The organism is Sporosarcina limicola (assembly GCF_014873855.1).
Classification (GTDB): domain Bacteria; phylum Bacillota; class Bacilli; order Bacillales_A; family Planococcaceae; genus Sporosarcina; species Sporosarcina limicola.
On the sequence record NZ_JADBEL010000016.1, the window covers coordinates 18,115 to 40,843 of the forward strand.

28 protein-coding genes are annotated in these 22,729 nt (G+C 42.6%); 1 reads left to right on the top strand and 27 read right to left on the bottom strand.

What is annotated here, in order from left to right:
* Nucleotides 1–14: 14 nt before the first annotated feature.
* Together H4683_RS13650 and H4683_RS13655 are read right to left on the bottom strand one after the other, a co-directional pair.
* Nucleotides 15–176 (bottom strand): hypothetical protein, encoded by a 162-nt coding sequence (locus H4683_RS13650; protein WP_192599381.1) that lies wholly within the window; start codon nucleotides 174–176, stop codon nucleotides 15–17.
* 461 nt (nucleotides 177–637) lie between these two features.
* Nucleotides 638–1,081 carry a single-stranded DNA-binding protein gene (locus tag H4683_RS13655; protein ID WP_192599382.1) on the bottom strand — a complete coding sequence of 148 codons (444 nt, stop codon included), beginning with the start codon at nucleotides 1,079–1,081 and terminating at the stop codon, nucleotides 638–640.
* A gap of 274 nt (nucleotides 1,082–1,355) precedes the next feature.
* Between H4683_RS13655 and H4683_RS13660 the strand changes: the two genes are divergently transcribed.
* Nucleotides 1,356–1,790, top strand: coding sequence for a YwpF family protein (locus H4683_RS13660; RefSeq protein WP_192599383.1), 435 nt, complete (start codon nucleotides 1,356–1,358; stop codon nucleotides 1,788–1,790).
* A gap of 359 nt (nucleotides 1,791–2,149) precedes the next feature.
* Here the strand turns inward: H4683_RS13660 and H4683_RS13665 are convergent, their stop codons facing one another.
* The 25 genes from H4683_RS13665 to glyA all read right to left on the bottom strand — a co-directional run bounded on the left by H4683_RS13665 (nucleotide 2,150) and on the right by glyA (nucleotide 22,647).
* Entirely contained in the window at nucleotides 2,150–2,488 is a 339-nt protein-coding gene (locus tag H4683_RS13665; protein WP_192599384.1) for a hypothetical protein, read from the bottom strand.
* A 95-nt stretch (nucleotides 2,489–2,583) separates the two neighbouring features.
* The gene (locus tag H4683_RS13670) at nucleotides 2,584–2,970 is read right to left on the bottom strand and encodes a hypothetical protein (RefSeq protein WP_192599385.1); all 387 of its coding nucleotides are present in this window, start codon (nucleotides 2,968–2,970) and stop codon (nucleotides 2,584–2,586) included.
* A 95-nt stretch (nucleotides 2,971–3,065) separates the two neighbouring features.
* A complete protein-coding gene (fabZ, locus tag H4683_RS13675; RefSeq protein WP_192599386.1) occupies nucleotides 3,066–3,509 on the bottom strand; it encodes a 3-hydroxyacyl-ACP dehydratase FabZ in 444 nt (147 codons plus the stop codon).
* A gap of 67 nt (nucleotides 3,510–3,576) precedes the next feature.
* Nucleotides 3,577–3,918 (bottom strand): DNA-directed RNA polymerase subunit beta, encoded by a 342-nt coding sequence (locus H4683_RS13680; RefSeq protein WP_225942091.1) that lies wholly within the window; start codon nucleotides 3,916–3,918, stop codon nucleotides 3,577–3,579.
* A 79-nt stretch (nucleotides 3,919–3,997) separates the two neighbouring features.
* Nucleotides 3,998–4,834 carry a flagellar hook-basal body protein gene (locus H4683_RS13685; RefSeq protein WP_192599387.1) on the bottom strand — a complete coding sequence of 279 codons (837 nt, stop codon included), beginning with the start codon at nucleotides 4,832–4,834 and terminating at the stop codon, nucleotides 3,998–4,000.
* A gap of 30 nt (nucleotides 4,835–4,864) precedes the next feature.
* Nucleotides 4,865–5,701 (bottom strand): flagellar hook-basal body protein, encoded by an 837-nt coding sequence (locus tag H4683_RS13690; protein ID WP_192599388.1) that lies wholly within the window; start codon nucleotides 5,699–5,701, stop codon nucleotides 4,865–4,867.
* Nucleotides 5,702–5,733: 32 nt separating this feature from the next.
* On the bottom strand, nucleotides 5,734–6,732 hold the full coding sequence (gene mreB, locus H4683_RS13695) for a rod shape-determining protein (RefSeq protein ID WP_192599389.1): 999 nt from the start codon (nucleotides 6,730–6,732) through the stop codon (nucleotides 5,734–5,736).
* 177 nt (nucleotides 6,733–6,909) lie between these two features.
* Nucleotides 6,910–7,185 (bottom strand): sporulation transcriptional regulator SpoIIID, encoded by a 276-nt coding sequence (locus tag H4683_RS13700; protein WP_192599456.1) that lies wholly within the window; start codon nucleotides 7,183–7,185, stop codon nucleotides 6,910–6,912.
* Between the two features lie 232 nt (nucleotides 7,186–7,417).
* Nucleotides 7,418–8,080 carry a M23 family metallopeptidase gene (locus H4683_RS13705; protein ID WP_192599390.1) on the bottom strand — a complete coding sequence of 221 codons (663 nt, stop codon included), beginning with the start codon at nucleotides 8,078–8,080 and terminating at the stop codon, nucleotides 7,418–7,420.
* A 10-nt stretch (nucleotides 8,081–8,090) separates the two neighbouring features.
* Complete coding sequence (gene spoIID, locus H4683_RS13710) at nucleotides 8,091–9,065, bottom strand: stage II sporulation protein D (protein WP_192599391.1); 975 nt, start codon at nucleotides 9,063–9,065, stop codon at nucleotides 8,091–8,093.
* Between the two features lie 109 nt (nucleotides 9,066–9,174).
* The gene (gene murA / locus H4683_RS13715) at nucleotides 9,175–10,473 is read right to left on the bottom strand and encodes a UDP-N-acetylglucosamine 1-carboxyvinyltransferase (protein ID WP_192599392.1); all 1,299 of its coding nucleotides are present in this window, start codon (nucleotides 10,471–10,473) and stop codon (nucleotides 9,175–9,177) included.
* A gap of 413 nt (nucleotides 10,474–10,886) precedes the next feature.
* Nucleotides 10,887–11,123 (bottom strand): DUF1146 family protein, encoded by a 237-nt coding sequence (locus tag H4683_RS13720; RefSeq protein ID WP_338062472.1) that lies wholly within the window; start codon nucleotides 11,121–11,123, stop codon nucleotides 10,887–10,889.
* A gap of 144 nt (nucleotides 11,124–11,267) precedes the next feature.
* Nucleotides 11,268–11,672 (bottom strand): F0F1 ATP synthase subunit epsilon, encoded by a 405-nt coding sequence (locus H4683_RS13725; RefSeq protein ID WP_192599393.1) that lies wholly within the window; start codon nucleotides 11,670–11,672, stop codon nucleotides 11,268–11,270.
* A 275-nt stretch (nucleotides 11,673–11,947) separates the two neighbouring features.
* On the bottom strand, nucleotides 11,948–13,363 hold the full coding sequence (gene atpD / locus H4683_RS13730; RefSeq protein ID WP_192599394.1) for a F0F1 ATP synthase subunit beta: 1,416 nt from the start codon (nucleotides 13,361–13,363) through the stop codon (nucleotides 11,948–11,950).
* 44 nt (nucleotides 13,364–13,407) lie between these two features.
* Entirely contained in the window at nucleotides 13,408–14,265 is an 858-nt protein-coding gene (atpG, locus tag H4683_RS13735; RefSeq protein WP_192599458.1) for an ATP synthase F1 subunit gamma, read from the bottom strand.
* 63 nt (nucleotides 14,266–14,328) lie between these two features.
* Entirely contained in the window at nucleotides 14,329–15,837 is a 1,509-nt protein-coding gene (atpA, locus tag H4683_RS13740) for a F0F1 ATP synthase subunit alpha (RefSeq protein ID WP_192599395.1), read from the bottom strand.
* A gap of 25 nt (nucleotides 15,838–15,862) precedes the next feature.
* Nucleotides 15,863–16,402 carry a F0F1 ATP synthase subunit delta gene (locus H4683_RS13745; RefSeq protein ID WP_192599396.1) on the bottom strand — a complete coding sequence of 180 codons (540 nt, stop codon included), beginning with the start codon at nucleotides 16,400–16,402 and terminating at the stop codon, nucleotides 15,863–15,865.
* Nucleotides 16,399–16,938: a F0F1 ATP synthase subunit B gene (atpF, locus tag H4683_RS13750; protein ID WP_192599397.1), complete on the bottom strand. Its 540-nt coding sequence runs from the start codon at nucleotides 16,936–16,938 to the stop codon at nucleotides 16,399–16,401. The genes H4683_RS13745 and atpF overlap by 4 nt, the downstream gene beginning before the upstream one ends.
* 173 nt (nucleotides 16,939–17,111) lie before the next feature.
* Entirely contained in the window at nucleotides 17,112–17,336 is a 225-nt protein-coding gene (atpE, locus tag H4683_RS13755) for a F0F1 ATP synthase subunit C (RefSeq protein ID WP_192599398.1), read from the bottom strand.
* Nucleotides 17,337–17,402: 66 nt separating this feature from the next.
* Nucleotides 17,403–18,128 (bottom strand): F0F1 ATP synthase subunit A, encoded by a 726-nt coding sequence (gene atpB, locus H4683_RS13760; protein WP_192599399.1) that lies wholly within the window; start codon nucleotides 18,126–18,128, stop codon nucleotides 17,403–17,405.
* Nucleotides 18,129–18,158: 30 nt separating this feature from the next.
* Nucleotides 18,159–18,530, bottom strand: a complete 372-nt coding sequence (locus tag H4683_RS13765; protein ID WP_192599400.1) for an ATP synthase subunit I — start codon at nucleotides 18,528–18,530, stop codon at nucleotides 18,159–18,161.
* Between the two features lie 122 nt (nucleotides 18,531–18,652).
* Nucleotides 18,653–18,892, bottom strand: a complete 240-nt coding sequence (locus H4683_RS13770; RefSeq protein ID WP_192599401.1) for a hypothetical protein — start codon at nucleotides 18,890–18,892, stop codon at nucleotides 18,653–18,655.
* 488 nt (nucleotides 18,893–19,380) lie between these two features.
* Nucleotides 19,381–20,502, bottom strand: a complete 1,122-nt coding sequence (wecB, locus tag H4683_RS13775; protein ID WP_192599402.1) for a non-hydrolyzing UDP-N-acetylglucosamine 2-epimerase — start codon at nucleotides 20,500–20,502, stop codon at nucleotides 19,381–19,383.
* A 19-nt stretch (nucleotides 20,503–20,521) separates the two neighbouring features.
* On the bottom strand, nucleotides 20,522–21,151 hold the full coding sequence (gene upp, locus H4683_RS13780; protein ID WP_192599403.1) for a uracil phosphoribosyltransferase: 630 nt from the start codon (nucleotides 21,149–21,151) through the stop codon (nucleotides 20,522–20,524).
* 242 nt (nucleotides 21,152–21,393) lie between these two features.
* A complete protein-coding gene (gene glyA, locus H4683_RS13785; protein WP_275403085.1) occupies nucleotides 21,394–22,647 on the bottom strand; it encodes a serine hydroxymethyltransferase in 1,254 nt (417 codons plus the stop codon).
* Between the last annotated feature and the right edge of the window lie 82 nt (nucleotides 22,648–22,729).

Sequence of the window (22,729 nt, forward strand, 5' to 3'; positions counted from 1 at the left end):
TTTTGTTAGATTGGTCATGCGCGGTCAGCATTTGACATTTTATGCATAGCCTTCATTCTTTTCTTTCGCTCGGTATCTTCAAACCGATTGAGACGATCATTCAGATTGGCTACAATACGAATGAGCTGACCAATCTGCACTTCCATTCGATTTATATCTTTTTCAAATGTAGTCATTTTCCACACTTCCCTTACTGTCTATTCCGCATGACTGGAACCAGAGAACTATAACGGTCTACATTCACTGGTTCCAACTGCGGTCTTTATTCATGGTCATAATTATCCGACCCCATCGGATATTAACGTTGTCGTTCACCCATATGTCTACGCATCACGGATGTCCCTGTATACATCTAGCGCATTTTTAGCTGAAAAAAGGAGGACCCCCGCCCTTGTTCCTATTTCCATTAAGTTCTTTTCCTCACGTATAACATTCAGCCTTCAGCGGTTGCCTTGAGCTTCGAATCCATTTCCTATCCATATTTAGTTAATTATTACGGCACCGGTCTGTTTGTTGTCCGGTCAAACACCTCCTTATTGGGTACGCCTTCACCAGCCCTTTATGCACGAAGAAAATTTTATAATACCCCTCATGTAACCAGGGAAGGAGAGTAGTTTCTCTCCTTCCTTTGTGCTAGTTAAAAAATGGGTAATCCTTCTTTTTCTTTATTCGGCAGATGAAAATGTTCTTCTGCGCTACTTTCCGCTACTGATGGTGATGCCGTTGTTTCGATATGTTCACCATATAAATTGTCATGGCTACGTTGTTTCGTCGATATAAAACGGATATCTTCACCAATCACCTCTGTTACATAGACACGGCTTTTATCTTCACGTTCAAATGACCTAGACTGAATTCTTCCACCTACGCCAATCAAAGATCCTTTGCCACAATATTTTGCTGCATTTTCCGCGGGCTTACCCCACATCGTACAAAGAACAAAGTCCGTATCTACTTCTCCTTTCTGATTTTTGAAGTTGCGATTTACGGCTAGGACAAAGCTTGTTTGCACCCTTCCCTCGGAAACCCTTCTGAGGATCAGATCTTTCGTAATACGTCCTACAAGTGCAACCTGATTCAATTGTATCCCTCCTTTCTGTTTGATTGGCTTTACCATACTAAAATCTTGTAAGTATTAGCAAAGTTCGACAATTTAATTTTCATACTGTTTAAAGACTGTAAAGTTTAATTTTGTAAGGCTATTGATTGATAAATTTTTACATAATACCTTATGGCTTATGCTCTAAATGAATTGATGTAATTTCGTAATAATTCAACTTTGGCATATTTTCTTTTTTTCATTCGGCCATTCTTCCTATGGTATAATTAAACGAAAAAGAATGGGGTGGGCTTCGATGAAATCGTTCAAAATGTTATCTGTCAGAATTTTGAAAGATAATTGTGTACAGGATTTCCCGCTCATTGACGGAATCATCATCAATCAAGAAAATAGTCATCGTACGTGGATTTTGGAAATGTTTATCGACCGGGAGCATTATTCGATTTTTGAAAATTGGATGGCGAATAAGGAATTACTTGAAGTGAAAGTTGTCATTTCATATCCAGAAAACGAGCCTGCTTCATTTCGCGTGGCTGTCGAAGCAGTGACGCAAATCAGCGACAATCTATCTGTGTTATTGAAAGGGCAATTGAAACGTGTTCGAACACAATATGCAGAACAGCTTTTGGAGGAATTAATAGGAGAAGGGCTTGAGGGAGAGCAACTTTTGCATCGTTTCGAATCTGATATGCGCTCTCGACCGCGGTTGAAGAAAGATAAGGATGATTGAATATCCATTTGTTTGATTAAAAGGCTTGTATGATCCAGTCACATAGACGAAGTTACAGCATTTCCGACTATGTTCTGTCGAAGTTTTTCACGAACATTCGATTCCCTAATGTCCTTGAAATGAGGGTTTCTCGAAGTACAGGACAACCTATGCAGTTGCTACCAAGACTAGCAGAAAGCACCAGGATATAAATTATGTATTTTATCATTACCTTCAGTGATTTAAGGTACCCTGTCCATAAATTTAATCTTCAGGCAGAGGGAATCTTACTACTCATTAATGCGGGATTATCACAAATTACTTAAGTAAATAAACAAAAAAACCGTCTCATTTTCAGAGACGGTTTTTTCGGCTTGTGGTTAACGGTTCTTTCGATTTTTGCCATTCTGATTGACATTTTCTTCGATAATTGTCTCATTCGGAGTAGTCGTGTTTTCATCAATAATGACATTATCACGTGGCGTGGTTGTGTTCCCATCATTGATGACCCCGTTATTTACACCATTACCGTTCACATCCCGGCCGTTATCGAGACCGTCTAAATTCGGTCCTGTCTGCTTATCATTCACTCGAGGCGTCCAGTCCCTTGTACGGTCTTCCATTGGAGTTTCGTTGTTCTTCGGGACAGTACCATTGTTTGCACAAGCTGTGAGCATAAATCCCGACATAAGAGCGAGCGGTATCGCTTTTTTGAACATGAATAGTTCCCTCCCTTCCACAAGCCATCTACCATACAAATCCGTATGATACTTTGTAGGTTGTTCAAAAAAGAGGGAACTATCCATGAATTTTTTTATGATTCCAATTGATTTTTAAGTAATGTCTCAACGTATACTGCTTCAGCTTTACAATCATACTGATGATGTATGTTAAGTTGTTCTTGCATCATTTCAATTGCCGCAATTTGGTTTTCGGATGGTGGTTCACTCAGTACACGGGCAATGACTTCATTAATGCGCTGGGCAAGATTTTCATGGAATTTTGGATCATGCTTCATTTCTTCCGGAACTTTTGAATACCAGAGAGCTTTTGTTGTGATGTACTCGCGCCAGCTAAGCATATAATTATCAATGCTAAACCCTTCTTCTGACCATCCAATGTCATTCATATACTGCTCGAAGGTCTGTGTAATTGACCTTGTAATACTGCTTTTTATATTTGGAGATAGAACTTTAAACATACTAATTTGAAACCTCCCACTTTAGAAGTACTTTTCGGATTTAGGAAATAGCACTATGCTGACCATTGTAACGAAATTTTAAGTCGTTCGCAAATTTAGTCCTCTTTTGAAATGACGGGACCGAGTGCTAACGTAATTTCTGTTTCACATGCGATTTCTCCATCAACTGTTGCAACAGCTTTCCCTTTGGCTATTGTTCCCCGGAGTCTTATGATTTCTACTTCAAGGCGTAGCGTATCACCTGGTGTTACTTGCCGTTTGAAACGACAATTATCGATACCTGCGAAAAAGCCTAGTCGTCCTTTGTTCTCTTCTTTCAGCAACAGCGCAACAGCACCAACTTGTGCAAGCGCTTCCACGATAAGAACTCCTGGCATGACCGGATAGCCGGGGAAATGCCCATTGAAAAACTCTTCATTGATGGTTACATTTTTTATGCCAACTGCACGTTTTCCCTCTTCCAATTCGAGGATTCTATCTACCATGAGAAACGGGTAACGATGTGGTAAAATCGCTTGTATCTGTTCTGCTGTTAGCATGCCATTCCTCCTGAATATTATTTTGTAATCGATATGTACTTTTTTGCAAGCCAAATTGAAAGAGTCCTCATGACTCCTTCCCTTTGATGATATCGAATATATGTGTCCATGTTTCTTTTTTCAGCACATCTCCAGGCTCTCCGTTGCCAATGTAACTATAGCCAATCATAGCCCCAATGACCGCCACTCCTGTGAGTAACGATAGGACCAGTAAGATTCGAAGCCAAATTGGAAGTATGCGGATTTGCACCCAAAGTGTCTTTTTGAGTGTTTCTTCCTCAACCTGAACATTGCGCTGATTGCGATACTTGCGATGCTTGCGCTCTCTACGTGAGGCTGGAGTTGCTGGCATCGTGCTCCGCCTTTTTTTCGATTCTTCCTGTTTTGAATTGTTCAATTTATCATCCATTATATCCAGTACTCCCTAGTTCTCTAGTCTCTAGTTGCAAAAGGTGCCACGGGGCTAGATAGCACCTTTCACTTCTCTATCATCGTATGCTGTTTATCAGGCCAAGCATTTGATCCGCTAGTGTCACTGTCCGCGCATTGAACTGATAAGAGCGTTGAACACTGATAAGGTCCGTCATTTCTTTCTGATAATCGACATTGGATCCTTCAAGTGTGTTATTTTCCATTCCAATCTCGTTTCTCGCTGCACCCTTTAGGTCCGTCAAGACATTTTGTTTAGTGACACCTAGATCCGCTAGGTTTTCAGGAAGACCTAAGTACGTTCCAGATAGGCGCGTCATGAGATTCGGACGTTTCATCACTGTGACTCCTAAGTTAACTGTTTCCATTCTACCATTATTATGCTTTAATTCGAGGGCACCACCCGCTTTGACCGAATAACTTTCGATATCATCGGAAAACGTGATTGGAAGGCCTGAACTGTTAGCGACTGGATAACCATCACCGTTCACTAACATCGCCTGTCCATTTGCGATAGCTGATACGTAGAAATTTCCTTGCCTCGTATAAACTGTTTGTTCTCCACCGTCACCTGGTCTGATGACATTGAAGTATTGTTTCGGTGTCGTCAGCGCAAAATCAAGTTGACGTCCCGTTTGTTGTAATGATCCGACTTTCCAGTTCATTTGCGTTTGTCCTAGGGCAGCGCCCGCTCCATAGCGGATGCCAAGTGGGGATTGACGTGGTGCTGTATCCGCCTTGTCGTTATTGAATTGCTGATATAATAGTTCATGGAATTTTGCCTCGTTGGCTTTATAGCCATGTGTTGCAGAGTTCGCGAGGTTATTCCCGATAATATCGAGGTTATGCTGCAATTGATTTAACGTGTTTGTTGCAGTTGTCATCGTACGAATCATGTATTTCGTCCCCTTTCGAATGGCTTATCGTTAATTGACACGCCCAACTTCTGTTACTGCTTTTTCCATGCTACGATCATAGGCTTGAAGGATTTTCTGATTGGCTTCGAATGCACGATACGCCGTCAACATATCTGTCATCGTGCTCGCAGCATCTACGTTTGAACTTTCTAGATATCTTTGTTGCATCGAGTACGTGACACCTTGAGTACCTGCTGCACCTGGAAGATTTTCGCCATCTTCAGTCACAAACATGCCGGTCCCTTGCTTCATAAGTGCATCAGGACGTTGTGCAAATGCAATACCAAGTGTTGCAACTGCTTTATCGTCTGACATGATGACGCCTTCCTCCGTTATATGGATGTCATCATTTTGCAAAGCGATGCGCGATCCCTTGTTATTAAGAACGTAATGTCCTGTAGGATTCGTTAAATAGCCGCTTGGGTCAATTGTAAAGTTACCGTTTTTCGTATAAATTTCGCGCCCATCTTCATTTTTTAATCTAAAGAAAACTGCGCCTTTTGTACCCGTTTCATTTGTCGGTAGATACCCATCAATCAGTGCTACGTCAGTTGTCAATCCTGTTTCTTGCAATTGGCCTTGTACGAATGATGGTATTGTTTCTTGCATATAGACACCTGTTGATAGCGATCCTGCAGGCGATAAGCCCTTCATCTGGAAACCGTTTTTTGTTGGTATGCGTGCGGTTTCAATACTTGACATGTACATTTCCGGAAATGAACGGATGGTCGAATTCTCTGCCTTAAAGCCTGGTGTTTTGGCATTCGCCAAGTTGTTTGCCAACATTTCTGTTTTTCGTTGTTGTGCAATCATTCCTGATCCTGCTGTATAAAATCCACGGAACATATTTATGCCTCCCTATTCAATTATTGTTATTTTCATAAATACTTACTGGACAGTTTATCCATACTGTCTAATAAAACACCTGTCCCGATTACGACACATTTGAGCGGATTATCTGAGATGAACACAGGCACTTTCAACTCTTCAGCAAGCAAGTGGTCAATGCCGTGTAGCAAAGCCCCACCCCCTGTCAGGAATATACCACGATCGATGATGTCAGCCGATAGTTCAGGTGGTGTTTTTTCCAGAACACTTTTTGCGGCATGGACAATCATATAAATCGATTCTTTCAATACTTTCCCGATTTCATCAGAATGGACTGTGATTGTTCGTGGTAGTCCTGTCATTATGTCTCGTCCTCTTATGTCCATTTGTTCTTTACGTCCCCCTGGGAAAACCGTGCCTATGTTGAATTTAATGTTTTCCGCGGTTCGTTCCCCAATCAGTAATTTATATTCTCGTTTAATATATTGGGTGATATCGTTATCAAAGGCGTCGCCAGCCGCATTGATGGACTGTGAAGTGACAATATCCCCCATTGATAGAACTGCAACGTCCGTGGTACCACCACCGATATCGATAACCATGTTGCCACTCGGTTGGAAGATATCCATTCCCGCACCGATTGCTGCAACTTTCGGCTCCTCTTCGAGATATATTTTTTTACCTCCTGACTTTTCAGCTGCTTGCCGGATTGCTTTCTGTTCGACGCTTGTAATGTTCGCCGGGCAACAAATGAGAATTCGGGGTTTCGAAAAAAATCCTTTAACATTCAATTTATTGATAAAATGACGCAACATTGCTTCTGTCACATCGAAGTCAGCGATGGCACCGTCTTTCATAGGTCTGATTGCTATAATATTGCCGGGTGTTCTTCCGAGCATTTGTCTGGCTTCTTCTCCGACAGCTAGAACTTTATTCGAGTGTCTATCAATCGCTACGACTGATGGTTCATTGATTACGATGCCCTTCCCTTTCACATAAATCAGGACGTTGGCTGTACCGAGGTCGATCCCGATATCTTTTGCAAACATTTCTTCCTTTTCCCCTTCCACCTACATCATCGGTTATTCCCACTTATGTATATCTTCCTAATTACTGATTTTACCATAGTTATTTACTATTGAACATACTTTAAAGTAATTTCTTGAAAGTTGTTTTTATTTATGTTTATTAAAAAACGGGCCGCAATGTAAGTTGCGACACCGTTGTCACACCTCCACGCTACCCACTTTTTTAGTTTCATTTATCCATTTGATTCTTGTTGCCTCTCCACCCCGTAGATGTCTTACCGACTTGTGATAGGCAAGTATTTTGGCAACTTCTTCAGACAGTGCCACATCGACGTTTGGCAATCGTTCCGTTAGATCTTTGTGGACCGTGCTTTTCGAATAACCTGTCACTTTTGCCAGTGCCCTTACGGTAAGCCCCGTTTCTAGTAACATTTTCCCGAGGTGTACGCATCGCCTCCGTATTTGCTCGTGCACGCCCTCTTCCTTTCCTGTCAACTCCGAGTTTCCTTTATTCTATGCGGTCGACTGATAGGTTATGCGTGTTTGAATGTAGTCAGTATCAATTGATTTGCGAATTGGTCGCTCCATTGGGGGATTTTAGTCGTCCCTCCAAAAAAAAAGCCACCCCCTGTAACCAGAGAATGGCTTGTGTTATTACTGGAAACTTTAGAATTACTTAACTCATTTTTATAAACTTTGGAATTACTTATTGGAATCCTAAATATGAACGCGGGTTAACGGTTACGCCATTTTTTTGGACTTCAAAATGGAGATGGATGCCCGCTGTCGGGTTCCATTCATTTTCTGTAGAAGTCGCAATTGGTTGTCCTTGGAGTACTTCTTCATCTTTTTTAACGAGTATTCCTGTAACGGAACGATAGATTGTTTTTAGTCCGTCTGCATGTGTCAGCACAATTTCACTTCCCTTAAATGGATCGGTGATAATATTCTCGACTGTGCCACTCAGTGATGCGACGATTTCGAAGGGTTGACCCTCTACCGAAATTGACAATCCTGTATTCGCTTCATACGTCTGGTCGAAAACGAGTAGGGCATTTTCACGCATCGTTTCATCCGCTTTGACATCATAATATTCTTGTAGAACGGCCACATCATCTAGGAGCGTTTCTTTAAACGGATATTTGAGCATCTCCTTTGCTGCATTTGTTTCTACAATTGCAGAATCTTTAGGATTCTTTCCTGCGATGTCCGCCAAGCCTGGGGAATCTTCCTTCAGCAATGCATTATAACCCCAAATCATGCCGACGAAGACGATCGCGATACCCGAATAGACTACAGGCCAAAACCAACTTTTTGTCTTTGCACTCTTGTTCTTCTGAGAAGGGGATTTCGGTTTTTCTTCTCGCATTGTCATCACCTCACTCGCTATTGTCTGCAAGTGAGGACGTTTTTAAACATTTTGAATCGAGTAGAGTGAACTTTTTTATTTTTGTGCCGCTGTAATAATGTAGAAGAATACTTTCTGCCGTCCATCCTTTCTGTGCGTACGCCTCTGCTCCATACTGGCTCATACCGACCCCATGACCATATCCCGTTGTTGTCACATGGACAATCTTGTTAGTTACGTCAAATGCAATATCAAAATCTGTTGATGCAAGTCCTAACAATTCTCGCATTTCCCGACCACTCACCTCAAAACCGGTTGTTACGGCCTTCTGGACACGGCCTGTCGGATTACGTATGAGTTGCAATGATCCGAATCGACCGGCGTCCCATTCGACACCGAGTACTTTGTTCCATTCAGCAAGTTTCATTTCTGACTTTTGTTCGAATTTCGGCGCGACGTCCTCCTCCCCAGGACTTTCAACGCTCTGTAGATAGGGAACATCATTGCCGCTGAAGTTCTGCGCCGTTTCAGTCTGACCATTAGAAGTAGAAAAGAACATCGCCGATATTATTTCTTCCCCAAATACTAATACATCTCCTTCAGTCGCTTTCACCGCTGCACGAACTTTTCGCTCGTTGTTCTCGAATTCTTTCCCCCAACGTTTTTTCCGCTCTGCTTCAGTGACAAAAACTTGAGCGGAAACATTGGCAGCAATAGGCTTCTTCCCGCTATCCGTCGCCCTAAGTGAATATGTACGAGCAGCAACCGACTGGGCCTTCAACGCTTCCACATGAAATGTAACTGGCATTTCCGCCGCGACGACCCCAACGATGTATTCCTCAAGTGGTATTGGCTTGTCTACGCCGGAAACCGTAATATCGACAGGGCAAAGTTCTTCCTTTACTTCTTTTGCTTTTTTTTCAACTTCCATTTCCGGCGCTTGTTTCAATAAAAAGGGTATGAGAAATAAGAGTAGGATGAATAAAACAGTCAATAGTTTGTCCATAGTCGATTATATGAACTACCATCAAGTTTATTCATGCTTTTTAACAAAACACAAAAAAGACCGTAGTAAATTCTCTACAGGTCTTTTTTTATCGGCTATGGATTTTTAGTCAGACAAGTTGTACAGTTTTCCCAATTTGTGTTTCGGGTGAGACCCGGACAATATCCGCTCCAAGTGCCGCTAGTTTTCCATGGAAATTAACATATCCGCGGTCCAGATGAGACAATTCCGTTACACGTGTGACACCTTCCGCAACTAGTCCAGCAATGATGAGAGCCGCCGCTGCACGTAAATCCGTAGCAGCTACTTCAGCACCTTGCAGCTCAGATGGTCCCGTCATAATCACTGATCTGCCTTCGATTTTAATGGCCGCATTCATCCGGCGAAATTCTTCGACGTGCATGAAACGATTTTCAAAGACCGTTTCAGTCAGCACACTCGTTCCCACCGAAGTCAGCATTAGTGCCATCATTTGAGATTGCATATCTGTTGGGAAGCCAGGATGTGGCATCGTTTTTAGGTCAACGGATTTTAATGGAAGTTCCGCAGTAACACGGATCCCTTCCTCCTGCTCTGTGATAACGACGCCCATTTCACCTAGTTTAGAGATAAGTGCAGCATTATGCTCGGGAACTGCATTTTCAATAATGACATTGCCGCCTGTAATTGCTGCCGCTACCATAAAGGTACCTGTCTCAATGCGATCAGGGATAATATGATGCATTGTACCTACTAATTTCAGCATACCTTCAATTCGGATTGTATCTGTACCTGCTCCTACCACTTTACCGCCCATTTCATTGATAAAATTAGCTAGGTCTACAATTTCCGGCTCTTTCGCCGCATTCTCAATTATTGTCGTGCCTGTTGCCAGGGCAGCTGCAGTCATTATGTTTTCTGTTGCACCGACGCTTGGGAAATCCAAGTAGATTTTTGCTCCCTTTAGGCCATTCTCCGCTTTCGCTTCAACATGTCCATGACCAAATGTGATTTCCGCACCCATCGCTTCAAAGCCTTTTAAATGTTGATCAATTGGACGTGATCCAATTGCACATCCCCCTGGAAGAGCAACACGTGCAAAACCATTACGTGCTAAGAGAGGTCCCATAACAAGAATAGACGCCCGCATTTTCCTTACATATTCAAATTGTGCTTCATTTGAAAGCGTATCCGAAGAATCAATAATCACTTCATTTAATTTAGGGAAATAGTCCACTTTCGCATTCAAACTCTTTAACACTTCATTAATCGTTCCAACATCCGAAAGATTGGGAACGTCACGTATGACGTTTACTCCTTCAGATGCTAGTAATGCGGCTGCGAGTATCGGCAACACGGCATTTTTAGCACCCTCAACCCGAACATTCCCTTTCAATACACGTCCACCGTTTATAATGATTTTATCCAAAACTAGTCCCTCCGACTCCTAAGTTGTATCTATACAAGATGCTTTCATCTATCCTAATTTCTTATTGTTATAAACTTCATATAAAAACATATACCATTGTACAATGTCCACACGAAATAAACAAGCAGCACTTGGATTACTTTGCCTATTAGCTACCATGTAGTCTATATTATGAGTACTTTTGATGTTTTGTGTCATATAGAGTGAGTGCTTCGAGTGTGTCTCACAGCAAAACTTTTTCATCAATTGAGATGACTTTTTCATGCCATCGCCCCATACACGATGTAGGTCAGTAGTCATGCAATCCTAGATTATTTTCGTATACGCAGCGATAACATGGAACAAATCAATTCATATCTCATTCCGTCGTGGATATTCCTTAAAAGTCTTAGTTCTATAATTAATCAAAAAATTCATGTGAACATATATGGAAGCTTTCCTGACCAATAGGATATCTCTAAAAAGAAATTCGATACGGCCCATCCGATGGCTATGCTAAGTAAAATGAATAAAAGTTGAGCCTGCATAACACGGTTCTTTTTAATGATTTTTTCTGGCATGATTGCTTGTAATGCATAAAATGAGATAGCGATGAAAAAAATATGTGAAACGATTGCCAACAACGGTTGAAATCCAATAATACCACTCACGGGACAATCCCCTTTCAATGTCATACAGTGAAAATTCAAATCAAGTGGGCGTTTTCCGTTACATAGGAAGCACTTATCATGTTGCGGTAAAAAAGCGGACAGAAGAAACGCTTCCCTCTGTCCGCCATCATTATCCACAAAAAATTAAGCTCTTGTTTCATATACGTCGATTCGGTTGATGGCACGTTTCAGTTCAAGTTCCACCAATTTAAAATCAAGGTTCTCCTCTTTTGCCTGAAGTGCCTCTTCCGCACGTTTTGCCGCTTTTTTCGCACGAGCGATATCGATTGTGGAAGCCATTTCTGCACTTTGTGCTAAAACAGTGACAACATCCGGACGGATTTCAAGAAAACCACCGTGTACAGCTATATGTTCTGTCGAGTCGTCCTTCTTCAGGCGAAGTGCACCGATCCGAAGTGGTGCGACCATCGCGATGTGGCCGGGAAGAATACCCATTTCACCAGTTTCGGTGACTGCGATGATCATGTTCGCATCAGTTTCACAAACAGGGCCGTCGGGAGTGACGATATTGACTTTCATTGTCTTCATTTTTTCCCCTCCTGGTCCCTTCTAATCAAATACGCCTCGACGTATTTGCGCCCAGATCAAGTAAGGAAGTTAGCCTAAGGTCGTCGCATCCTTGCGACAACAAGGCGTCGCGTCCTTGCGACAACAAGGAGGAAGGAAATTCAATTCCTCCCAGCTAACCAAACCTGCATCACGCAGACCGGAGCTTGCTCGATATTACTCCCCTAAAAAAATCTGTGGCATCCGCCAGAGGCTTTAACTTGATTCGGCAGGGATTTGAATCCTGCTGAATTAAGTTAAACTTCTACACCCATACTTTTCGCTTTTGCAATAACTTCCTCGATGCGACCGACAAGTCGGAATGCATCTTCTGGTAGATGGTCATACGTACCTTTAAGGATGTCACTGAAACCTTTAACAGTTTCAGTTACTTGTACGTAAGATCCTTTTTGTCCTGTAAACTGTTCAGCAACGTGGAAGTTTTGTGATAGGAAGTTCTGGATACGACGTGCGCGTCCAACTAACTGCTTATCTTCTTCACCAAGCTCATCCATACCAAGGATTGCGATGATATCTTGAAGTTCACGGTAACGCTGAAGTGTCTGCTGCACTTGACGTGCAATTGCGTAATGCTCTTCACCAACGATTTCCGGGCTTAGTGCACGGGAAGTCGATGCGAGCGGGTCAACAGCTGGGTAGATACCCATTTCAGAAAGTTTACGCTCAAGGTTCGTCGTTGCATCAAGGTGAGCGAACGTTGTTGCAGGAGCTGGGTCAGTGTAGTCATCCGCTGGTACATAGATTGCTTGGATAGACGTAACTGAACCAAGGTTTGTAGATGTGATACGTTCCTGAAGCATACCCATTTCCGTTGCCAGTGTAGGTTGGTAACCAACTGCTGATGGCATACGGCCAAGTAATGCCGAAACTTCAGATCCCGCTTGTGTAAAGCGGAAGATGTTATCGATGAACAGAAGAACGTCCGCACCTTGTTCGTCACGGAAGTATTCTGCCATTGTTAAACCTGTAAGTGCAACACGCATACGCGCACCAGGCGGTTCGTTCATTTGACCGAATACCATTGCCGTTTTCGTGATAACACCGGAATCTGTCATTTCGTAGAACAAGTCATTTCCTTCACGTGTACGTTCTCCAACGCCTGCGAATACGGAAATACCACCGTGTTCCTGAGCGATGTTATTGATCAATTCTTGAATAAGAACTGTTTTCCCTACACCCGCACCACCGAAGAGGCCGATTTTACCACCTTTAATATAAGGTGCTAGTAGGTCAACAACTTTAATACCTGTTTCAAGAATTTCAACTTCAGTTGAAAGGTTTTCAAATACTGGAGCTAAACGGTGAATTGGGTCACGACGTTCTGATGCCGGAACTTCCTCACCAAGGTCGATAATTTCTCCAAGTACGTTAAATACGCGTCCAAGTGTAATGTCACCAACTGGAACAGTAATCGCTGAACCCATATCGTCAACTACGGAACCTCGTTGCAGACCATCTGTTGAAGACATTGCAATTGTACGTACAGAATCATCTCCGAGGTGTAACGCGACTTCAAGTGTCAACGTTTCAGGCTCAGCGTTTGGACGTTCAATTTGGACCTTCAATGCATTATAGATTGCTGGAAGTTGACCATCTTCGAACTTGACGTCAACGACCGGTCCCATAACTTGAAGAACATGTCCTTTATTCATACTTTTCCCCTCCTGTCTTACTCTTTGCCGTACATTTTTCACTCTTACTCAAGAGCTGCAACGCCGCCGACGATTTCGGTAATTTGCTGAGTGATCGCAGCTTGTCGTGCACGGTTGAATGAAAGTGTTAAAGAATCTATTAAATCTGCAGCATTATCTGTAGCAGTTTTCATCGCTGTCATACTGGAAGCATGTTCACTCGCTTTTCCGTCGATTACAGCTCCGTATATAAGACTTTCCGCGTATTGCGGAAGAAGCACTTCAAGTATTGCTTCACCTGAAGGCTCAAACTCATAAGAAGTTGTAGCGGAAGTCGATGTGATGTCCGTGAGTGGAAGAAATTTCTTTTCCGTCACTTCACTTGCGATGGCGGAGACGAAGTGGTTGTAGTACAAGTACACTTCGTCATACTCGCCTTCTGTGAACATGCCAACAGCACGATTCGCGATATCTCTAATTTCACCAAAAGTAGGGTGGTCAGTTAGACCAATCTTACTTTCAACTATGTTGAAACCAAGTCGTTCGAAAAAGTCGTGGCCTTTTTGACCGATTGCAATGATGCTTACTTCTTCTTTCGAAGAGTGACGCACTTCAATTGCACGTTTTGCGATACGTAGGATGTTAGCGTTATAACCCCCTACAAGTCCACGGTCTGATGTGATAACGATATAACCTGTCTTTTTGACGGGTCTAGTTACCATCATCGGATGACTTAAGTCACTTGTTCCAGCTGCGATTGAACCTACAACTTCCTGGATTTTCTCCATGTACGGGATGAACGCTTTTGCATTCAGCTCGGCACGGCTCAATTTAGAAGCAGAGACCATTTGCATTGCTTTCGTAATCTGACTGGTCTTTTTCGTCGATTTAATACGGTTTTCTATGTCGCGTAAAGATGCCATTGGCAATTCTCACCACCTTATTGTTTTTTTACAATCGTTTGGACGTTCTTCGTCAAACAAAAGTTATTCTGAACGTGCGAATGTCTTCTTGAATGTATTGAGTGCTTCTGCCATCAATTCATCAGCCGGAAGGTCTTTCGTCGTACGAATATGATCTAAAACGCTAGTGTGGTTAGATTCGAGCCAGCTTAAAAGTTCGCTTTCGAAACGTAGAATGTCTTTGACTGCGATATCGTCTAGGAATCCACGTGTCAATGCGTAAAGAACCATTACTTGCTGTTCAACTTTAAATGGTTTATTCAAGTCTTGCTTCAAGATTTCAACTGTACGCGCTCCGCGGTCCAATTTTGCTTGCGTTGCAGAATCCAGGTTTGATCCAAATTGTGAGAATGCTTCAAGCTCACGGTATGCCGCAAGGTCTAGACGTAGTGTACCCGCAACTTTTTTCATTGCTTTGATTTGCGCTGAACCACCAACACGGGAAACGGAAAGACCGGCGTTAATCGCTGGACGTACACCCGAGAAGAATAGGTCAGATTGAAGGAATATTTGTCCATCAGTGATAGAAATTACGTTCGTTGGAATATAAGCAGAGATATCCCCAGCTTGTGTTTCAACGAATGGTAATGCTGTGATAGAACCTGCTCCAAGTGTATCGTTCAACTTCGCGGCACGTTCAAGTAAACGAGAGTGAAGATAGAAAACGTCACCAGGATAAGCTTCACGGCCAGGAGGACGACGAAGAAGCAAGGAAAGTTCACGGTATGCCGCTGCTTGTTTAGATAGGTCATCATAAACAATTAGAACGTGCTTACCTTGGAACATGAATTCCTCAGCCATCGTTATTCCTGCATAAGGCGCAAGGTATAATAGTGGCGATGGTTGTGAAGCAGAAGCCGTAACAACGATTGTGTAATCAAGTGCGCCGTTTTTACGAAGTGTTTCAACAACACCACGAACTGTTGATTCTTTTTGTCCGATTGCAACATAAATACAAATCATATCTTGGTCAGCTTGGTTTAAGATTGTATCGATCGCGACTGTCGTTTTACCTGTTTGACGGTCACCGATAATCAACTCACGCTGTCCACGGCCGATTGGTACAAGTGCGTCAATCGCTTTAATGCCGGTTTGAAGTGGTTCATGAACGGATTTACGCGCCATAACCCCTTGTGCCGGGCTTTCAATTGGACGAGTTTTTGTCGTTGCGATCGGACCTAATCCATCAACTGGTTGGCCAAGTGGATTAACAACGCGTCCAATTAATGCTTCACCAACAGGAACTTCCATAATACGGCCTGTTCGACGTACTTCATCGCCTTCTTTGATGTCTGTGTAAGGCCCTAGGATAACGATACCAACATTGTTCGCTTCCAAGTTTTGAGCCAGACCCATGACGCCAGTAGAGAACTCAAGAAGTTCCCCAGCCATGACGTTGTCGAGGCCATGAGCACGTGCGATACCGTCACCAATTTGGATAACTGTACCTACCTCGCTCACTTTCATCTCAGATTGGTAATTTTCAATCTGCTGTTTTATGAGAACACTGATTTCCTCAGCTTTGATGCTCATGCATGTCACCCCTCAAATTTCTGATTTATGAACCGATGAGATCCCGTTTCAGTCGCTCAAGCTTAGCGCTTAGGCTGCTGTCGTAGATTATATTACCAATTTGGAGACGAATGCCCCCGAGTAGGCTCGGATCGATGATATTTTCTATACGCAATACTTTTTTACCAACTTTTTGCGCGAACGCAGAAGAGATAGCTTGGCTTTCATCAGCCGTCAATGGAACTGTAGAATACACTTTCGCTTCAGCGACGCCCGCAGCATCATTCGAATATGCGGTAAATTCGTCAACAAGGTTTACAACCTCATCCAAGCGTTTTTTGTCGAGCATTACATACAATGTATTCAATATGAGCTGATTAGCACCTTTGAATAACTCTGCAAGAAGCTCTTTCTTTTTCGCCGCTTTTAATCTTGGTGAATCAAGTAATTGGCTAAGCTCTTTATTCGTTTGGAAAACTTTCTTTAATTCAAGTAAATCTTCTTGGATTGGTCCAGTTTGTCCATTTTTCTGTGCTAGTTCAAACAATGCAAGTGCGTACCGTTTTGCCGCAATCGATTGGCTCATCGCCCTTCGCCTGCCTTCAGAATTGTCTCTTCAATCAATGCACGGTTATCTTCTTCAGAAATCTCTTTCCCAAGAACTTTAGATGCAGCAAGGATGGAGAGTGATACGAATTCTTCACGAACCGCAGCAACAGCTTTTTCTTTTTCTGTAGCAATTTCGAGTGTCGCCGCTTCTTTCATACGGCCCACTTCAGCGCGAGCAGCTGTCATAAGTTCTTGACGTTGTGCTTCACCTTGTTTACGTGCATTTTCAACGATCGACTGTGAATCTTCACGCGCTTCTTTCAACAAACTACGTTGTTCTTCAAGAAGCTTGTGTGATTCCAATCGGCTTTTTTCAGCTGAATCAATTTCATTTGCAATCAATTCGGCACGTTGATCCATCATGCCCATAAGTGGTCCCCATGCAAACTTTTTAAGAAGTAACATGAGAATTAGGAAAAACCCGAGCTGGGCGATAATGTCGCCGGTGTTTAGCCTATCAAAAAATCCTTTATCAGCATTTGCAGACAATAGGACGAAGGTATCCAAAAACACGATTGTTTCACTCCCTTCAAGAGCTTAAATGTCTCTTTAATTATGAAAAGTACTCATTGTTTTCTAACTAATTAGCTTCATTGACATAAAGGAATGGCGAAGGTTTTCGTATTGCTCACTTCGCCATTTAATAAAGAAGAAATAAAGTCCTAGTCTTCTTACCTTTTTCTTTATTATTTGTTCATAACGATGAACGCAACAACTGTAGCAATGATCGGAAGGGCCTCAACTAGTGCAACCCCGATGAACATTGTTGTTTGAAGTACGCCTCGTAATTCTGGTTGACGAGCGATTCCTTCAACTGTTTTAGATACAATCATACCGTTACCAATACCTGCACCTAGTGCACCAAGACCAATTGCGATTGCTGCTGCTAATAAACCTACTGAACCTACCATAGTATAATTTCCTCCTGTATTTTCGAGTTTTTTGTTATTTCACCCGTTAAAACGAGCAGTATATGTTTAATGGTCTGTGTTGATTTTATGTGCCATGTAGACCATCGTTAACATAACGAAGATGAATGCTTGGATTCCTCCGATGAAGATCGAGAAACCTTGCCAAGCAAGTGCTGGTAGTAATGCGCCTGCGAATCCTAACGCACCGGTAGCTCCAAGTGACGCGAGAAGACCTATCAAAATCTCACCCGCATAAATGTTACCGTAAAGACGGAGACCGAGTGTCAACGTATTTGCAAACTCTTCTATAACTTTTAATGGCGCTAAAAACGGAATTGGTTTTATGTAACTCTTCCCATACGCCTTAAAACCAAGAAGTTTAATACTGTAGAAATGTGTTAAAACAACAACCATTACTGCGAGCGTCATTGTGATGACTGGATCGGCTGTTGGTGATTTCCACCAAAGTACATGATCCCAAGTAATAGAGAATGGAAGCCCAAGGACGTTTGCTACGAAAATAAACATGAGTAGTGTTATTCCAAGTATATGGAATTGACCACCCGTTTTCCAGTCCATGTTGTTTTTAATGATACCTTTTACAAAGTCCATAATCCATTCCATGATGTTTTGCAACCCAGTCGGTTTCACCTTCAAATTTCGTGTAGCGAAAAATGCGATGAGAAAGACAATAAGTGAGGTTACAAAAAGCATCAATATGTTCGATAGGTTGAAAGTCATTTCGAAAGCTGTGTCTCTAAAAGCCACGACCAACGGATTTTCATGGTTCAAGTTTCATTCACCTCCCTTTCACAGTCGGATTTAATGGTGCTTTGTGTGAAATAGTATCCTATCAGTTAATAATAGGATATATGGAATCATTAGACCAATCACCGTACTGATCAAATCAAATTTTTCCGGCAACGATATTGCTATTGCGGCCGCAGCTACACCAGATGCGAAACGCATCGCCGTCCCAAGTGATGCTCTCCCTTTACCAGCCGTAATTGCACGGTCAAATCTTTCCATTCTACGGACAAGAATCCAGAAATTATACAATCCAAATAGAGATCCGAGGATTAATCCTGCGCAAATCTGTTTAAAGTCGGTAAATCCCCAACCAAGAATGAACAATGCGAGCAAAAAAAAGAGAACTTTCTTTTGCCTTCTATGTATTTCTTGCAATGATTCCATGATAGGTGATTCTCCTGATTCGTATTTTCGGCTTCTTATGGAGTTTTGTCGCTAATCGTACGTTTAGTTGCAAACAAATCACTGGGTATTGCGGGGTGTTCCTGTTTCGCCATCCAGGTCAGTTACTTGCCTAGGCTATAGTAGCCAGACGCTTCCTCTTTTCTGTAGGCAACGGCTCCAAAAAGGATGGAGCCTAAAGATACGAAAATAGCATTGAATAGAGTGAGATAGGGTGGGTTTATATGTTTCCTCTCATGCAATACAACACTACGTTTTTTTTCACTTTCGACGTAGATAATGATGAGCTCGATAGGAAACCTTTGCCATTCATAATCTTGTATTATTTCATATGTCTGCAGCACCCAACATTCTCATCCTTTGTAAGCATACAATAGGCGAAATTTGATGTCAATTGATTCCCGCGATTTTCTTCACAAACTGTTCTTTTTGTCAAACAATCGACAATATTAAGAAGTTATTGTGTGATTGCTGTGTCATTTTTGGATTATCGGTCTGAATTTAAAGGGATTTCAAAATGGTTCTGGCTGATACCAAGACGGTCCGGAATCCTGATCCCTACTACAGGACTCGGGACAAAGCGAATTTGGATGGTAACCAGGAAACCAAAAGTCAATACTTTAAAGGGTTTGAGTCTCACTATAACTAAAATAGTTTATTGTAGCTTTTTGCTGAAATTCTATGCTATTTCCCCCGGAAACACTTTGATACCAACAAAGGTGATTATTGATTGATGATTCCAGACTACAAAAAACTATTTACAATGTCCCGAGTCCTGTACTATGAAAATGCAGAAAAAACGACCGGGATGAACCGGCCGTTTTTTCTAATTTTATTTTAATGAAGAGAGATATCCTTTTAACGCTTCGACAATTCGTTCGGAAGCATGTCCATCTCCGTAAGGATTTGAGGCATGCGCCATTCTATTGTATTCTTCGTTGTCGGTGAGGAGTGTATCCGTTAAATTGAAGATAGTATCTTCATCCGTGCCGGCAAGTTTTAATGTTCCTGCCTCGATTCCTTCTGGTCGTTCTGTAGTGTTTCGTAGGACGATGACTGGCTTGCCGAGTGACGGTGCTTCTTCTTGGATACCGCCTGAATCGGTTAAAATGATATGGGAGCGGGCCGCAAAGTTGTGGAAATCGATAACTTCAAGTGGTTCGATTAGATGGACACGATTGTTATCTCCGAGAAGTTCGTCAGCTACTTCGCGGACGGCCGGGTTCATGTGAACAGGATAAATCACTTGAATATCCTCATGTTTTGCAAGTAGACGATTGACGGCACGGAACATATTACGCATCGGCTCGCCTAGGTTTTCGCGGCGATGCGCAGTCAATAATACGAGTTTGTCCGTTCCGACTTTATCGAGAACGGGATGTGAATAGTGTTCACGTACTGTTGTCTGAAGGGCGTCAATCGCTGTATTTCCTGTGATATAAATACGATTTTCCGGTTTCCCTTCATCTATTAGATTGCGAGCCGATTTTTCCGTTGGTGAGAAATGAAGATCCGCGATAATGCCAGTCAACTGACGATTCATTTCTTCGGGATATGGAGAATATTTGTCCCAAGTGCGGAGTCCTGCTTCCACATGTCCAACCGAAATTCGATTGTAGAACGCAGCAAGACTACCGATGAATGTCGTTGACGTATCTCCATGTACGAGCACGATATCGGGTTGGGCTTCTTTCAAAATTCGATCGAGTCCTTCAAGTCCACGCGTTGCGACATCTATCAGTGTCTGGCGCTCTTTCATTATATTAAGATCATAGTCGGGTGTGATGTCGAATGTTTGAAGTACTTGATCGAGCATTTGGCGATGTTGCGCTGTCACCGTAACAATCGATTCGATGTCGTCCGGATGCTTTTGTAATTCCAATACGAGTGGCGCCATTTTAATGGCTTCCGGCCGCGTACCAAAGATTGTCATCACTTTCCATCTTTTCTTCAAATTATTCCCGCCTTCCACATCATTTTGTACCGAATAGTCTGTCGCCCGCATCCCCTAGTCCTGGGACAATATAGCCTTTTTCATCGAGTTTTTCATCGAGTGCTGCGATGTAAACATCCACATCTGGATGTGCTTCTGTCAACGCCTTGACGCCTTCTGGAGCTGCAATCAAACACATAAATTTAATGTTTTTAGCTCCTCGTTTTTTTAATGAATTGACAGCTTCAATTGCGGATCCGCCTGTAGCAAGCATTGGATCGACCAGGATGAAGTCGCGTTCTGAAACGTCAGAAGGGAGTTTTACATAATATTCAATTGGCAATAATGTTTCTGGGTCACGATATAGGCCTATATGGCCCACTTTCGCCGCTGGGATTAGATTGAGGATGCCATCTACCATACCAATACCTGCGCGTAGGATTGGTACGATGCCGAGTTTCTTTCCGGCAAGTATTTTCGATGTCGCTTTACAAACAGGTGTTTCAACTTCCACTTCTTTCAGTGGGAGGTCCCGCGTGATTTCATATGCCATGAGTGTTGCCACTTCATCGACGAGTTCTCTGAATTCTTTTGTTCCTGTGTTGATGTCACGTATGTACGTCAGTTTGTGTTGGATTAATGGATGATCAAAAACATGTACTTTTGTCATGTGCTATCGCTCCTTTTGGGAATGTCCTGTTTATTATAACAGAAGTGGATGAGTTTCGGCATATTTGAAACTATACTTTGGCGGTTGCTATTGCAATTTGATAAGTTTGTTAATTGTGCGTGGGATTGGTCGCTTGCGCGTGGGATTGGTCGCTTGCGCGTGGGATTGGTCGCTTGCGCGTGGGATTGGTCGCTTGAAAAAAGATAAGCCACTATCCGAGGATAGTGGCTTATCTTTTTTAGTTATGCATATAAAGGATACTTGTCCGTTAGTGCTGCGACTCTTTGTTGTACTTCTTTTTTCACTTCTTCATCTTCGTGATTTTTAAGAAGTTTTGCCATGATTGATGCGATTTCTTTCATTTCCTCTTCTTTGAAGCCACGTGTTGTGACAGCTGGTGTACCGATGCGTACTCCTGATGTGACGAATGGGCTTTCTGTATCGAATGGAATTGTGTTTTTGTTTACAGTGATGCCGACTTCATCCAATACATGCTCTGCAATTTTCCCTGTAATTCCGAGTGACCGGAGATTTACAAGGAGAAGGTGGTTATCCGTACCGCCAGAAACGATATCGATTCCTTCAGCGACGAATGCTTCAGCTAGTGCGTGAGCATTTTTCTTCACTTGTTGGATATACGTTTTGAATTCAGGTTTCAATGCTTCGCCGAATGCAACTGCTTTGGCAGCGATTACGTGCATAAGAGGTCCGCCTTGGATTCCTGGGAAGATTGATTTGTCAAGTTTACGACCGAATTCCGCAGCGAACTCCTCGTTGACAAGGATGATTCCACCACGTGGTCCGCGCAATGTTTTATGTGTTGTCGACGTGACAAAATGTGCATGTGGAACTGGATTCGGGTGTTCGCCAACTGCAACAAGCCCTGCGATATGTGCCATGTCTACAAATAGATAAGCGCCGACTTCATCTGCAATTTCGCGGAATTTAGCAAAATCGATTTCGCGTGGATAAGCGCTTGCGCCCGCGACAATCATTTTCGGTTTATGTTCGAGTGCTTTTTGACGAACATCTTCGTAGTCGATTCTTTCGTCTTCCTTGCCGACGCCGTAATCAACGAAGTTGTACAATTCGCCAGAGAAGTTCACTGGGCTACCGTGTGTCAAGTGTCCACCGTGGGAAAGGTTCATGCCGAGAACTGTGTCGCCCGGTTTGAGAGCCATGAAATAGACAGCCATGTTCGCTTGTGCACCAGAATGCGGTTGAACGTTTGCATAAGCGGCACCGAAAATTTCTTTCACGCGGTCACGTGCGATGTCTTCAACAACGTCTACGTGTTCGCATCCACCATAATAACGTTTACCAGGATAGCCTTCTGCATATTTGTTTGTCAAATAAGATCCTTGCGCTTCCATAACTGCTTCTGTAACGAAGTTTTCTGATGCGATAAGTTCGATATTCGCATTTTGACGATTTTTCTCCGCCATAATCGCTCCATATACTGCTTCATCTTCACGTTTTACGTTGTTCAAATCCATGTTGTCATTTCCCCTTTTCTGTTTATCAAATACGCCTCGGCGTATTTGCGCCTGGATTTTGAATTAAGCTTGCTCAATTCAC